General features: G+C 56.5%; 13 protein-coding genes and 1 pseudogene. 7 read left to right on the top strand and 7 right to left on the bottom strand.

Translation table 11 applies throughout. The features are described from left to right. Positions 1–60 precede the first annotated feature (60 nt). The 6 genes from ACOQFT_RS17030 to ACOQFT_RS17005 all read left to right on the top strand — a co-directional run bounded on the left by ACOQFT_RS17030 (position 61) and on the right by ACOQFT_RS17005 (position 6,543). Complete coding sequence (locus ACOQFT_RS17030) at positions 61–1,140, top strand: class I SAM-dependent methyltransferase (RefSeq protein WP_421599084.1); 1,080 nt, start codon at positions 61–63, stop codon at positions 1,138–1,140. Between the two features lie 27 nt (positions 1,141–1,167). Next, on the top strand, positions 1,168–2,385 hold the full coding sequence (locus ACOQFT_RS17025; protein ID WP_421599083.1) for a flavin-containing monooxygenase: 1,218 nt from the start codon (positions 1,168–1,170) through the stop codon (positions 2,383–2,385). 253 nt (positions 2,386–2,638) lie between these two features. Further along, positions 2,639–4,183, top strand: coding sequence for a cytochrome-c peroxidase (locus ACOQFT_RS17020; RefSeq protein WP_421599082.1), 1,545 nt, complete (start codon positions 2,639–2,641; stop codon positions 4,181–4,183). Between the two features lie 112 nt (positions 4,184–4,295). After that, entirely contained in the window at positions 4,296–5,018 is a 723-nt protein-coding gene (locus ACOQFT_RS17015; RefSeq protein WP_421599081.1) for a hypothetical protein, read from the top strand. A gap of 247 nt (positions 5,019–5,265) precedes the next feature. Continuing rightward, positions 5,266–5,484 (top strand): hypothetical protein, encoded by a 219-nt coding sequence (locus ACOQFT_RS17010; protein WP_421599080.1) that lies wholly within the window; start codon positions 5,266–5,268, stop codon positions 5,482–5,484. Between the two features lie 582 nt (positions 5,485–6,066). Further along, positions 6,067–6,543 (top strand): DUF6653 family protein, encoded by a 477-nt coding sequence (locus ACOQFT_RS17005; protein WP_421599079.1) that lies wholly within the window; start codon positions 6,067–6,069, stop codon positions 6,541–6,543. 63 nt (positions 6,544–6,606) lie between these two features. Here the strand turns inward: ACOQFT_RS17005 and ACOQFT_RS17000 are convergent, their stop codons facing one another. Next, positions 6,607–7,551 (bottom strand): homocysteine S-methyltransferase family protein, encoded by a 945-nt coding sequence (locus ACOQFT_RS17000; protein ID WP_421599078.1) that lies wholly within the window; start codon positions 7,549–7,551, stop codon positions 6,607–6,609. Position 7,552: 1 nt separating this feature from the next. Further along, positions 7,553–8,887, bottom strand: a complete 1,335-nt coding sequence (locus ACOQFT_RS16995) for an FAD-binding oxidoreductase (RefSeq protein ID WP_421599077.1) — start codon at positions 8,885–8,887, stop codon at positions 7,553–7,555. A gap of 291 nt (positions 8,888–9,178) precedes the next feature. Between ACOQFT_RS16995 and ACOQFT_RS16990 the strand changes: the two genes are divergently transcribed. Beyond that, positions 9,179–10,120: a GlxA family transcriptional regulator gene (locus ACOQFT_RS16990; protein ID WP_421599076.1), complete on the top strand. Its 942-nt coding sequence runs from the start codon at positions 9,179–9,181 to the stop codon at positions 10,118–10,120. A 430-nt stretch (positions 10,121–10,550) separates the two neighbouring features. Here ACOQFT_RS16990 and ACOQFT_RS16985 read toward each other — a convergent pair whose 3' ends face one another. The 5 genes and pseudogenes from ACOQFT_RS16985 to ACOQFT_RS16965 all read right to left on the bottom strand — a co-directional run bounded on the left by ACOQFT_RS16985 (position 10,551) and on the right by ACOQFT_RS16965 (position 13,984). Further along, positions 10,551–11,162, bottom strand: coding sequence for an isochorismatase family protein (locus ACOQFT_RS16985; RefSeq protein WP_421599075.1), 612 nt, complete (start codon positions 11,160–11,162; stop codon positions 10,551–10,553). A gap of 234 nt (positions 11,163–11,396) precedes the next feature. Next, positions 11,397–12,243 (bottom strand): annotated as a pseudogene (locus tag ACOQFT_RS16980) (fumarylacetoacetate hydrolase family protein). 15 nt (positions 12,244–12,258) lie between these two features. After that, positions 12,259–13,008, bottom strand: a complete 750-nt coding sequence (locus tag ACOQFT_RS16975) for an SDR family oxidoreductase (RefSeq protein WP_421599074.1) — start codon at positions 13,006–13,008, stop codon at positions 12,259–12,261. Positions 13,009–13,015: 7 nt separating this feature from the next. Continuing rightward, positions 13,016–13,345, bottom strand: a complete 330-nt coding sequence (locus ACOQFT_RS16970; RefSeq protein ID WP_421599073.1) for an L-rhamnose mutarotase — start codon at positions 13,343–13,345, stop codon at positions 13,016–13,018. An 18-nt stretch (positions 13,346–13,363) separates the two neighbouring features. Further along, a complete protein-coding gene (locus ACOQFT_RS16965) occupies positions 13,364–13,984 on the bottom strand; it encodes an enolase C-terminal domain-like protein (RefSeq protein WP_421599072.1) in 621 nt (206 codons plus the stop codon). Positions 13,985–13,992: the final 8 nt, after the last annotated feature.

The following is a 13,992-nucleotide window of genomic DNA, read 5'->3' as shown; positions in this document are numbered from 1 at the left end:
CGCGGCTGCCAAACAGTTCCCAGCATTTCAGCCGAAACCCTGTCAGACCGGAGAAATCCAATGAACAAGCAACCCGCAATCACATTTGATACGGCCAAAGCCGAAGGATTTGCCGAACTCATGGGTGGCGCGCTGAACGCAGCCTCGCTGGCTCTTATGTCTTCGATCGGCCATCGCTCCGGCCTGTTTGACGCATTGGCAGCATTGCCCAATTCCACCTCGCGCGCGTTGTCTGACAGCGCGGCCCTGGCGGAGCGCTACGTTCGCGAATGGCTGGGCGTGATGGTGACATCCGGGGTCGTGGAATATGACGCGAAGGCAGGAACCTATTTTCTGCCCCCAGAACACGCGGCCTTTCTCACCACTGCGGCGGCGCCCGACAATATGGCCGTCACCTGCCAGTTTATCGGTGTGATGGCGTCTGTCGAAGAAGAGATTGTGGCCCGATTCCGCGATGGCGGCGGGACGCAGTATCACGATTACTGCCGCTTTCATGAGGTCATGGCCGAAGACAGTGCGCAGCTTGTGGTTTCCGCGCTGATTGAACACATTCTGCCTCTAGACCCCGGGCTGATTGCACGGCTGGAAAGCGGCATTGACGTGCTTGACGTTGGGTGCGGCGCAGGCCGGGCGATGATGGAATTGGCCAAAGCCTTTCCAAACAGCCGGTTTGTCGGTGTCGATCTTTGCCCCGATGCCTTCGCGGTAACACAGGTCACGGCACATCGGAACGGGCTTTCCAACCTATCCTTTCGTGGACAGGATCTGTCAGGCGTCGCAACGATGGGCAGCTACGATCTGATCACTGCTTTTGACGCGGTCCATGACCAAAAGGACCCGCAAGGCCTGCTGGATCTTGTGAAAAACTCTCTGGCCGATGACGGGCTGTTCCTGATGCAAGACATCGGCGGATCACGTGATCTGGAGAAGAACATCGAGAACCCTTTTGCACCGCTGCTTTATAGCCTGTCTCTGATGCATTGTACGCCGGTTTCAATTGGTCAGGGCGGCCCCGGTCTTGGGGCGATGTGGGGGGTTGAAACCGCGCAAGAATACCTCGCCCGCGCGGGATTTGATCGGGTCGAAACCCATCGCCTGCCTCACGACCCGCTCAACGCCTATTTTCTTGCGCGCCCTTAGCCTCATAGCATCAACGGAGACACAAAAATGACTATCCCCCTTACCGCACATGCCATCGTTATCGGTGCCGGATTGTCCGGCATGGCTGCGGCCACGGAACTGCTCAAACGCGGCGTCCCTGTCACCATCCTTGAGGCATCCAATCGCGTCGCTGACCCTTGGCGCGCGCGTCATCCTAGACTTCGACTGAACATCCATCGCCATTTTACCCGCCTGCCGGGGCACCATGAGCCACGCGCAAAAGACAGGTTTTTGCCCCGTGACGCTGTGGTTGACTATCTGGGTGACTACGCGGACGGGCTGAAAGATCACATTGTGTTTAATACGTCTGTCTTGTCCGTGCGTCGCGAAGGCGGTCTTTGGCAGGTCGACACCAACAATGGCAGCTATTCCTGCACTGATCTTGTCGTGGCCACCGGGCGCGAAAAAGTGCCCGATATGCCCGTTTGGCCGGGAATGGAGGATTTCGGCGGCAAGGTGATCCACGCGGCGGATTTTGGCGATCCGTCGGACTATGACGGCAAGAACATCGTTGTTGTTGGTGCCGGAAACTCTGGTTCCGATGTGCTGAACCACCTGTCGCGCAACAACCCCGCGCGGGTCTGGGTCGCCGTTCGTTATGGACCTTCGATCCTGCCGTCCAAAATCCTGGGCTTTTCACTGCAACGCATGGCGAACCTGTTTGCGCGTTTCCCAAAGTGGTCGCTCGATCCGGTATTTGGCTTCATGCAATGGACGTTTTTTGGCAATCTGCGGCGTCATGGCTTGCCGCGCCACAAGCTTGGCGGCGGTTCTCGCATGCTCAAGGATGGCGTGACATTTGCGCTGGATGACGGGTTTGTGGCTGCGCTGAAAGCGGGGCGCTTTGAGGTCGTGCCTCAGGTCGTTGGCTTTGGTGATTACACCGTCGAACTGGCCAATGGCCGCAAACTTCGCCCTGATGTTGTGATCTGCGCTACAGGCTACCGGCCTGATCTTGAGCGGCTTTTTGGAGAACTTGGCGCATTGGATGCCAAGGGGTATCCGCTGCATCCGATGGGGCAGGAGGATGTCAACAATCCCGGCCTGTGGTTCACAGGCTATACTCCTGTGTTTCAGGGGTTTTTCCACGCCGCAGGAGTGTGCGCGGTTCGCATCGCTGCGCTTGTGGCCGCCCGCACGGCAAAGGCACCCAATGCGCCGCACCAGCGGCAAGTTGCCCATCGTCCCCAGATACAGCCCCGCTTCGCAAAAAGAGCAGAATAATGAGCATAACAAACGGCACTAATGTGCCCTATGCTAAACCATCAATCTTCTACAATTTTTGGGCACATTTTTGCATGTGGCGGGATCGGCGACGGCTTGCCCATAGGGGCCGCAGATTCGCAGAGCTGCCTCTCGGTCTGTTCCGGGATGTCGGGCTGGAACATCTGCATGATCTCAAAACCGATCCAACATTCCCGCATCGCATACTTTAGCAACGCAAGTCTCAATCGTCCCAAATCCCAAAGGAAACCACATGTCTATCTACAAGACTTGTAAATTGGCCATCGCACCTGGATCAAACGGTTCGCTTACCGCAGCGACGCTGACGGGATACATTGCTGTAGCGGGTACTTCGCTGTCGCTGGCACTCTTGCTGGCGACGGGATCTACCCGCGCGGAAAACGCCGCGCCGACGCAATGGCCCGAAAGCCTAGAGGACAGTGATTTCCTTTTTGAAGGCGCACCAGACGAAGCCATCGTTGAGCTAGGGCGCAATCTGTTCTTTGACCCGATCCTTTCGGGCAATCGCAATATTTCCTGCGGGACATGCCATGATCCGGCGCGCGGCAGCGGCGATGGCGTCGCCTTGTCCATAGGCGAAGGAGGGATCGGGTTTGGCCCGGAACGGCGGACCAAAGATGGTATCACCGAACGTATTCCGCGCAATGCGCAAGCGTTGTGGAACATCGGCGCCAAAGAGTACCTGTCGATGTTTCATGACGGACGGGTGGAGCCTGATCCGGCGCACACCTTTCAAAGCGGGTTCTGGACACCCGCACGCGAACACCTGCCACAAGGGTTGGATAATCTGTTGGCGGCGCAGGCCATGTTCCCGGTGCTTTCCGCCTCTGAGATGGCAGGACAAAAAGGCGAAAACCCCGTGGCAACCGCAGTCGCCGAAGACCGCGTCACGGACGCCTGGGATTTGCTGGCAGCACGTCTGCAGGCCACACCAAAATACCAGAATTTGGCCCGCGCCGCCTTTCCCGATCTGGACGCGATCACCATGGTGGCAGCGGCCAATGCGCTGGCCGCATTTCAGTCCCGTGCTTTCCGCTCAGACAACAGCCCGTTTGATGCCTTCTTGCGCGGCGATCTTACGGCTTTGTCCGAGGACGCTCGCGCCGGGGCTGATTTGTTTTATGGCAAGGCAGAATGTGCGGCCTGCCACACGGGCAAATTGCTGACGGATCACGAATTTCACGCCATTGCCGTGCCGCAAATCGGACCGGGCAAAGGCCACGGTGAGGACAAGAGCCTTTGGCGGGCATCCGGGTTTGCCCGTGCCACAGAGGATGAGGGGCGTTATCGTGTATCATTCGACCCGGCTGACCTCTTTGCATTCCGCACGCCGTCCCTGCGGAATGTCACGCTCACGGGGCCATGGGGGCATGATGGCGCTTTTGCCGATCTGGAAATGATGGTGCGCCATCATCTCGACAGCGTGGCCTCGCTGGAGGCATATGATGCCGATACCACCGAATTTCCGGTCATTGACCAGATCATAGAACAGACCGGCAAAGGGTCGTCATTGATCTTTCGCCCCGTGAACCCGGAGCGCCGCGTGGCCTTTGACCTGCGTGACACATGGGTGCAGAAATCTGATGCGTTGCGTGGAAGGATTGCACAGGCAAATACCCTGGCACCTGTGGCGCTGAGCGATCGCGAAGTGGCCAGAATTATGGCCTTCCTCGAAGCATTGACGGATCCCTCTGCCAAAGATCGTTCTGATCTTATTCCGCGAAGCGTTCCCTCAGGACTTACCCCGCAGCCAATGCCGAAACTGCCGGACGGCTAAAGGCCCACTCCGCGGCCTCCCGGCCTCATCTGCAAATTCACCAGAGTTCCGGCACCCGTACTTGCCGGTTCACCAGGCAGATTTGCCTCCCACCAACCAAAAGGACCATAAAATGAAACCCATCTTTCTTGTCAGCGCTGCCGCGCTTGCCCTTACCACTGCGACCCAATCTGGCGCTGAGGACGCCACCAAAACCAGTTATGATCCGCCGGAAAGCATGTCGCTGACCTTTATCTTTCACATTGACGACGGCATGGCCGAACAGGATGTGTTCTATGAAAAAGTCCCGGGCTCAGGCGAGGTGTTCCGCCCCACGACAGCGACCCGCGATATGGACGCGCCGCTCTATGCGCCGGGGGTCGAAGTAAAACACAATTTTCTCGACACCAGTGACACGGGCCCATACCCCAAGGGACGTCCGCTGGGACTAACCCTTGGTGAATGGTTCGCGGCCAAAGGCAGCGGCACATATACGTGTGAAAATGGTGTCGGCACCGTCGATCTGGCCTTTGAAAACCTGATCCCGAATGGGGTTTACTCGATCTGGCATGACTTCATGGCCTGGCCGCCTACGGACCCGTTCATCGGCACCTACGATCTGCCATTTGGCGCGCGCGACGGGTCTGAAAATACGTTTGTCGCCAATGCCGACGGGTCCGCTGAATTTGACCGCACGATCACACCCTGTCTCCAGCTCAGCGGCGAACATCTTGCCGCCGACCTGGGTTTGGCGTGGCATTCCGATGGCAAGACCTATGGTCCGCTGCCGGGCGAGTTCTCGACCGTCACGCATGTTCAGATGTATGTGGCTCTGCCGGAACGGACCGGTCTCTGAAGCTGCGGATCGGGGCGAGTTTCGTGCTCGCTCCAATCTTTGAAAGCAGGGGAACATCCTCATGTTGATAAGACGCAACACTTTTGTGCCATGCCCTGCTCAATAGAAATGGAATGCAACGATAGATATCGACAACTGGTCTTAATGGGACCAACCGAGCAAACCGCCTGCCATATGGACAGGCTTGGTTGCGAGGCCACAGCATGGCTGCGTCGGTGAGAAAACCGCCCCGACAAGGAGCCCTGTCATGGAAATCACATGCATTGACCAAGAAGAAAATGGAGGTTCACAATTTTCCAATCATGCCTGGGTCCCTGAAAAAGGCAGTTTCACACCACCCTCTCCATCGGGATATCGCACCTCGCTGCCGTTAGATGCCAAGGGCGTTCTGATGATGCATCGTCCTGCAGGTTATGTTGATGCGTGCACACTGCACCAGCTGTGGTTCTTGGGGCGGTGCGCATAGAGACCAGCAATTTGGACACTCGGACACGCTTCTCGTCAATTGCGGGATGGTTCCGACTTTTCCAAAGTTAGCGCAAAGGCCTATGTTCCGGCATTGGTGTTAGATGATGGGCGTTGCCTGACAGAGGTGATCGCAATTCTTGACTGGATCGATTTTAGAGCACCGCAGGCCGCGCTACTGGGCCTGCAAGGGACCACTTCGCGACAAGAGGCCACGACTTGGTTTGCTATTGTCGCGACCGAAATCCACAAAAGCTTCAGCCCGCTGTTTCGCCCGAACACCCCGCGAGAGTTCCTAGTGCCCGGTCAACAGCACCTGAAAAATCGGTTGTCCGTCATTGAAACACAATTGACGGGGCGGCAATATTTGTGTGCAGACACTCCCAATGGTGCAGATTATTACATGTATGTTATGTCTCGCTGGATATGCGACTCCGGACTTTGCACCCGGGATTGGCCCGCCAAACGAGCCCACGCAAATCGGATCGAAACGCTAACTTGCGTTCAGGATGCGCATGCTTCTGACATCAGATGACGCAGGGTCTGTTCTCGCAAGGCTCTTTCAAAACAAGAGAAATGAACCATGGATATTGCAGAACTATCGGCCCGCCTAATGGGTATGGATGACACCACCTGGCAACGGCACGCCAACCCCTGGAGTGGTTGGTCGCGCATGACAATCCTTCCGCTCATTTGCCTGGCTATCTGGAGCCGGATCTGGCTGGGTTGGGGCGCATTGTGGCTTGTTTTGGCCGTTGTCATTTGGACGTGGCTCAATCCACGCCTGTTTGGCCCGCCGCAACATCACGACGCTTGGATGACCAAAGGTGTGCTGGGTGAACGGATTTGGCTGAATCGCAAAACGGCGCCGATCCCTATCCATCATGCACAAGTCATCCGTCTGTTGACATTCTCTGCCGCGCTCGGGGTCGCCATCCTCGCAATTGGGCTTTGGCGGCTCGAATTAAGTTGGGTAATCGTAGGCTTGACGCTGGCTATAGGTGCAAAACTCTGGTTTCTGGACCGCATGGTTTGGCTGCTGGCTGACACAAGTGCTTGAGTCCTTGGTCCCAAATGCTGTGCATAGAACTGAGCGACTCGGTGGATCTGCTGAACTTGACCGTCAATGTCTTACCAGCGCTTTCGCAATCTCTCGCAGGTGTCTGTGTCCTGTTCCACAGCAACCGCCGAAGATGTCCATATGCGGGAATCGTTCTGCCAGGCTGAACAGTTGTGAGGCAAGTTCGGCGGGATCGCCATCCTCAATGTGGTGTAATTTGCACAGGGCCAGCTTCTCCATCTTCGACGCATTCGGGCGCACGCCGCGCAACCGTTTGATCCAATCTCCGTTCTCAAGGGCCGGTTCATATTCAAGCGGGTGGGAGCAATTAACGATGTAAAACTCAGGCGCGGCCTCACCGGCCTGAGCGTCAATTTCAACGATCGCCTCGGCCAGAGTTGGCCCCGATTTCAACCTGCACGAACTATCGAGCGTCAAAGACACCGAAAGAGGCAGGCCGATCCGTTCTGCCGCGCGTAACGCGCCAACAGATTCCGCGATATTGTTGAATGTCAGGGCGCTGACAAATTCCACATCTGCCCGCCTCAATGTCTCGAGTTGAACGGCGTGGTAATCCTCGGCGGATTCAGCGGTGATCTCCTGGTTGAGACTATAGGCATCTCCGCGTGGCCCAAGAATTCCACCAATCAGAAGGTTTGGTATTTCTCCTTCATACCCTTTTGAAATTTCACGGAGAAGCTCAATTGCGGCAATATTTGCATCTGCCAAGCTTGAGGCTGAATAGCCCAGTTTTGCACCCCAGTCCGGGCTGGCACGATAGTCAAAGCCAGTCAGCAGAAACGACAAGCCAAATTCGGCAGCAACATCAAGCTGCTTAGAAATCACATCTCGCATTGCGGAGACAGCCCGAGGATTGTCCAGAAGCGGTAGCATTGAAAACTCGGGCAATTCAAACCCATGGCGATACATGATTTCTGTTTCTGTACCACCTTCGGTCAGAAAGAACTCGCCGGAACCCATTGGTGGAAGTGGGGATTGAACGGTCATCTCAAACCTCCGGCTGAATGTTCTGGTTGAAACGAAACCGGTTCTCGGGATCATACTTTGACTTGATCTCGACCAGCCGTTGATAGTTCGCGCCGAACGACGCCCGGGTTAGCGAATCCCCGTCCTCTCCGTGCCCAGGGAAGTTCAGATAGGCCCGACCGTGATGCCCGTAGGGTTCAGCGCTTTCCCAGCCTTGACGTGCCCAGTCAATATTGGCTGCATCGTCACCTGCGTCTGACCACACCCCATCCAGAGAGTACATCCAGCCCATCGAGCGGTCGCCAAAGGCCGTTGCTTCGGCTGTGACCTTTGCCGTTGCACCGCCAAAATTCCACAAAGATGAAATCGAATTGTCCGAGGGCGCGGCAGTTGCATTTTTCATTGCCAGATCAATCATCTCATCCGACAAATCCGTCAGGTAGCGCGCCTTCCAGTAGCACCGATATTCTCCGGCTGGCATCAGCATGTCAAAGAGCTGTTGCACGTCGCAATAATTCATTCGACCCGAAAAGTCGGTCACCATATTGCCGAGTTCACGAAGCGGTTGAAGCAGCGTCTCTCCCTCGGCCGCATCTCCGTTGTAGACACAAGCCAGAGTGTAGACGCGCTTGCCCCAAAACTCTTCAGGGAAATCTTCACCTCCTGCCGTTGAGAACTCGCACAGGGATCCGACAAGATCACCGTGTTTCGCCAAAAAATCGCGCCATGCGCGGATGGGTCCCGGCCCGTCTTCAACCGCATAGATCGGGGCGGCAAACATGACCTCAGGGCCGATCGGATGTAGGGCAAATTCAAACCGGACAACCACTCCGAAATTGCCACCTCCGCCCTTGAGCGCCCAAAGCAGTTCTGAGTTTTCATCTGCATTGGCATGTACCAATCTGCCGTCTGCGGTTACCACATCTGCGGCAACCAGATTGTCGATCGACAACCCATGCTTGGCTCTCAGCCAGCCGATCCCACCTGACAAGGTCAAACCGGCGACACCGGTATCTGAGATCAAGCCACCGGGCGTTGCCAACCCATGGGCCTGGCTTGCAGCGTCCACGTCCCGCCAGAGCGCTCCGCCTTCCACCGATGCGGTGCGCTTGCCGACATCTACAGTCACATTGCGCATCAGGCTGAGGTCGATCATCAATCCATCGTCACCCACCGCATGGCCCGCTACATTATGGCCACCTGAGCGGATAGAGATCGGCAGATCGTTGTCGCGGGCGTGATTGACAGCCGCTATCACGTCATTCGCATTCCGGCAACGCACGATCATTGCAGGATGCCGGTCGATCATCGCGTTCCACACGGCGCGTGCCTCATCATACTCAGCCGAGTCGGGCATCAATGTCTCAGCTTTGAGTCCGACAGGTGATAAATTCCGGTCTGTATCCATACTGTTCATAATGCAGTTCCCTTTGCGATCTTCTGGAATGCTATGCCACTGGCGGCCCTCATATCAGTGGCAAGATGGCCAAAGCTGCGGCATACTGGACAAACGAATATGGCAAACTGGTCAAAAACGTGCCGTTTCAGACAGGGCCGTCAAATGAACACAGCCAAAAGACCACTCATCGTGTTGCTCGCCGCGCCAGAAACATCGGCATCAGTCCTTTATGGACTCTATGATGTTCTGATGTCCGCAGGCGCGGTTTATCCGGATATGGTAACTGGTGCGCCGGGCGACGAAATGCTGGATGTCCGCATCGTATCTGCCGATGGCAAGCCCTTTCACTGTATTGGCAACATCCCGGTGGAGCCCCAAAGCGCCATTGGCGAGATTGAAGATGCCGACGCTGTTGTGATCTGCGACCTGTACACATCGATCTATGATGTGCCCAAAGGTCGATATCCACGCGAAATAGACTGGCTCAAGCGGGTGCACCAGCAAGGGGCATTGCTGACATCGGTGTGTTCCGGCTCCCTGTTGCTGGCGGAGGCCGGGTTGCTGAATGGCCATCAGGCGACTGCACATTGGGCCTATCGCGATATGTTTCAGCGCCATTTTCCCAAGATTACGTTTCGCAATGAAACTGTGCTTTGCCTGGCAGCTGAGGCTGACCGGATCGTAACTGCCGGTGGGGTCACCGCCTGGCATGACCTCACGGTCTATCTGATTGCACGATACTGTGGCTACCAGACTGCGATTGAAACCGCCAAGGTCTTCCTGTTCAGTGGGCATTCCGAAGGTCAGTCACCCTATTCGGTGATGACCCGCCCGATGGAATCAAACGACGGTCCGATCTCCGACTGCCAGGTGTGGATCGCGGATCATTATGCGACAACCAAACCAGTTGAGAAGATGGTTGAACGGTCGGGGTTGAATGCACGGACCTTTTCGCGACGGTTTCGCGCGGCAACGGGTTTTGCCCCGATTGAATATGTTCAGGCGCTCCGCGTCGAAGAAGCCAAACAGATGCTGGAGACAGATCAGCTTTCGAATGACGATGTTGGCGCGGCCGTCGGTTATGACGATCCGGCATCCTTTCGGCGCGTATTCAAACGCGGCACCGGCTTGTCCCCGGCCGCGTACAGGAAGAAATTCCAGCGTATCTCGCAAATTGCCCGTCCGCATTGAGTGAGCTTAAAATCAAAATAAAGCAAAAAATTTTCGCGCCATTGCAACGAACTCATACTTAGTTCACCGCTATGTAAATTTGCAGTTTTAGATTTGTCGCGGCCAGCATGAATGACCGGTTTTCCTGCTGCGGGGCAGCGCGCCTGTTTACGCTACTGCGACATTTCTTGTGATGCGAGCGCGCGCAGCGAGAAATCGACCGTTCCATTGTGGACTCGGGGTGAGCGACCACCGCAATTTCTATGACGACCGGTCCGTTTCAGCGAATGGCGAGCTTCAGGCAAAACCTCTCAAAAATGACGACATTATACAGGAGCCTCACATGATCCATGTGATTTGACATGAACGGCTGGTCACAAATCGCGGTGGGATTGCCCATTTCTGTGGCACCGCAAGTCGGCACGGAGCCCTTGCGGCCACTTGCCTGTTGTCAGAACAATTTGTGCACATCCTTCGAGTGGATCAGGTTGGCATATTTCTGCTCCATGTCGAACAAGTTTGCTTCGTGAGGGCCTTGCGCCCGATCTCCGACGCAGTCCGAAATGACTGTTGGACGGAAATTTCCACTGACAGCGTCTACCACAGTGGCCCTAACACATCCGCTTGTTGTCGCTCCGATGACGGCGACCGCATCAACGTTCTTGCCGCGCAGTACCGATCCAAGGTTCGTGTCGAAGAATGCCGAAGGCTGAGTTTTGCAAAGAACATATTCGCCGCGAATCGGTCGCAGAATGTCAATTACATGGCTTGCAGGATTGCTTTCCTTCAGTTCGCGCAACCGGGGGGCCTTTTCACACCAGACCCCCGCATCAGACCCGTCCTCTGAATAAACGATACGGGTGAATACAATCGGAAGGTCCTGTTTTCTGAACGCTGATAGAACACCGATGCTTGTCTGCGCCGCCTCCAAACAATTTCCACCCCCGAATATCTCCGGGTCGATAAACCCGTTTACAAAATCGACCACAATTAGCGCTGTTCGGTTTCCCTTTTCCAGGGCTCCGCCCAGTTGCTGCTTTTCGTAAATTTCTGTGTCTGCCATCGAAACGTCCTCTCAACTCACCTATCAAAAACCCAGCATGCACCGTTTTGATTGGCAGCATTGTCTGCGCGGTCCTGTTCTTGCCAATCAAAGCCGTGCTGCAACTCGCATGAATGACCGCATTTTCTGCTGCGCTGCAAATCAAATATTGGCGGCGGTGCAGCGAGAAACCTTCTGCGCGCGTGACCGGGGTCGGGAAGCGCAGGTCTTCTGTCCGAATGCCGGTGGTACGGGTCATAGGCTTGCCTCTGCGGTTGGACGCTGAACGCCCAACCCTTCGATGCCCAGCTCCATCTTGTCGCCCGGCTTCAGATAGGTTTGCGGGTCTTGCCCCATATCCACGCCCGGAGGCGTTCCGGTCGAGATCACATCGCCGGGCTGCAGGGACATGAACTGCGGCAGGTGCGAGATCACGGTCGCCACATCAAAATGCATCGTCTTGGTCGAGCCGTCCTGATAGCGATGCCAGTTGACCTCAGGATACATCGGCAGGTTCTGCGGGTCCGGCACCTCATCGCGGGTCACCAGCCAGGGGCCGATGGGACCGAGCGTGTCGGCGGGCTTGCCCTTGACCCACTGACCCGAGCGGTGCAGCTGAAAGTCCCGTTCGGACAAATCGTTGATCACACAATAGCCAGCGACGTGGTCCAGCGTGTCCTCGACAGGTACATATTTGGTGTGCTTGCCGATCACCACGCCCAGCTCGACCTCCCAGTCGGTCTTGACCGAACCGCGCGGGATTTTCACGGTGTCATCAGGACCCATGATCGCCGACGTTGCCTTGAAAAAAGATCACCGGTTCTTCGGGCAGCGTCATACCGGGTTCAGCGGCGTGGTCCGCATAGTTCTGACCGATGCAAATGAACTTGCCCACCTGACCAACACAGGCACCAATACGAGGCGCACTTTCGACCACAGGCAGCGCATTCACATCCAAAGCCCGCAAAGCATCAAGCCCGGCATCCGACAGCGCGTCACCTGCGATGTCGCTTACTTTACCGGACAGATCACGGATCGCACCGCTCTCTTCCATCAGGCCGGGTTTTTCTTGTCCAACCGGGCCATAACGCAGCAGTTGCATCTCAAACCTCCCTGATCAAACGGTCCAGCCACCGTCAATGGCGAAGGTCTGTCCGGTGGTGAATTCGGTCTCGTCGCTGGCCAGATAGACGGCCAAGGCGGCGATCTCGTCCGCGTGGCCGATGCGGCCCATGGGTTGGCGCGCGATAAAGTCTTTCATCGCCTGTTCATAATCGCCGGTGGCGCGCAGGCGGTCGTGCAGGCTGGGGCTGTCGACGGTGCCGGGGCAGATCGCGTTGCAGCGGATGCCCTGCGTGATGAAGTCGGCGGCAATGGATTTGGTCAGGCCAATCACGGCCGCTTTCGAAGCACAATACGAGAAACGGTTCGGCACGCCTTTCATCGACGAGGCGACTGAAGACATATTGATGATCGAGCCGCCGCCATTTTCCAACATGCCGGGCAGCACCAGCTTGGCCAGCCGATACATTGCCTTGACGTTCAGATCAAAGCTGAAATCCCACTGGTCGTCATCGCATTCCAGAATGGACCCGGCCCCCACGAACCCTGCGCAATTGAACAGTACGTCCAAAGCGCCGGCGGTTGCCACGACCTCGGCCACGGCATCCGCATCGGTGACGTCCAGTTTCAGAGCTGTCACGCCCTCGATTGCAGCCAGTTCAGCAAGCGTTGCCTCATTGATATCGCAGGCGATCACCTGCGCGCCTTCGGCCACATATTTTTCGACGCTGGCGCGTCCAATGCCCTGCCCTGCGGCGGTTATCAGCGTTTTCTTTCCGGCCAGACGGCCCTGTGGTTTGGTCATGTCGTCCTCAATCCGTGTGGAATACTTCAATCATGGGTGCCCATTGTTCGCCTTCGGCGCGGCTGGGCAGCGGGCTTTGGCAAGGGTCGGTGAAAGTCCACCATTCCTGCGTTCGGGGGTCTTGCGCCATGCGGGCCATATCCCCTTTGAAATCAGTGCCGTGATATTCCCAGCACCCAAACAACAGGTTCTCGGGTTCACGCAAAAAGATCGTGCAACTGCAGATATTGCTTTTAGCGATCTGCGCCAGCACATCCGGCCAAACAGCGGCGTGCAGACGCTTGTAATCGTCCAACTTTTCGGGTTTTACACCGATCACCATACCCATACGTTTCATTATACGACCTCCCTGATCTCAATCGGTGGGGGCTGGGCAGCGATAGCCTGCCAGTCCCACGCGACGCCCAGACCCGGCGTATCTGATGGAATGGCAGCCGTCCTCGATCTGCATCGTATGCGTGGTCACATTGTCAAGCTGCGGGATGTATTCCAGCCACTTGGCATTCGGCACCGCACAGACCAGCGGCAAGTGCTGTTCCATCAGGAAATGCGAGCAGACCATCATGTTATACGCCTCGGCCAGATGCGCCACTTTCAGCCATAGTGTGATCCCTCCGACCCGCGCTGCGTCAACTTGTACGATACTGGCCGCGCCCGCTTGCAAAAAATCCTTGAACTGACTGAGCGAATACATGCTTTCACCGACGGTAATCGGAACAGAACTCCGGCGCGACAGCTCGGCGTGGCCTGCGACGTCATCAGCGGGAAGAGGTTCCTCGAACCAACCGATATCATAGTCTTCCAATACCTGCGCCCGGCGGATCGCCTCAGAGAGGGTAAAGCCCTGATTGCCATCGGTCAGGATTTCATAACCCGGCCCAACGGCCTCGCGCCCGATCACAGCGGGCGCCAGCGTTTTCTCTGGCAGCGCCATCACCGACGGGCCACAGGTGCTGATGGTATAACAATAGCCCACACCCTGCG

This window comes from Ruegeria sp. MALMAid1280, assembly GCF_049195285.1.
Taxonomy (GTDB): Bacteria; Pseudomonadota; Alphaproteobacteria; order Rhodobacterales; family Rhodobacteraceae; genus Ruegeria.
The sequence above is the reverse complement of the archived record's forward strand: the minus strand, read 5'-3'. Positions and strand labels throughout refer to the sequence as shown.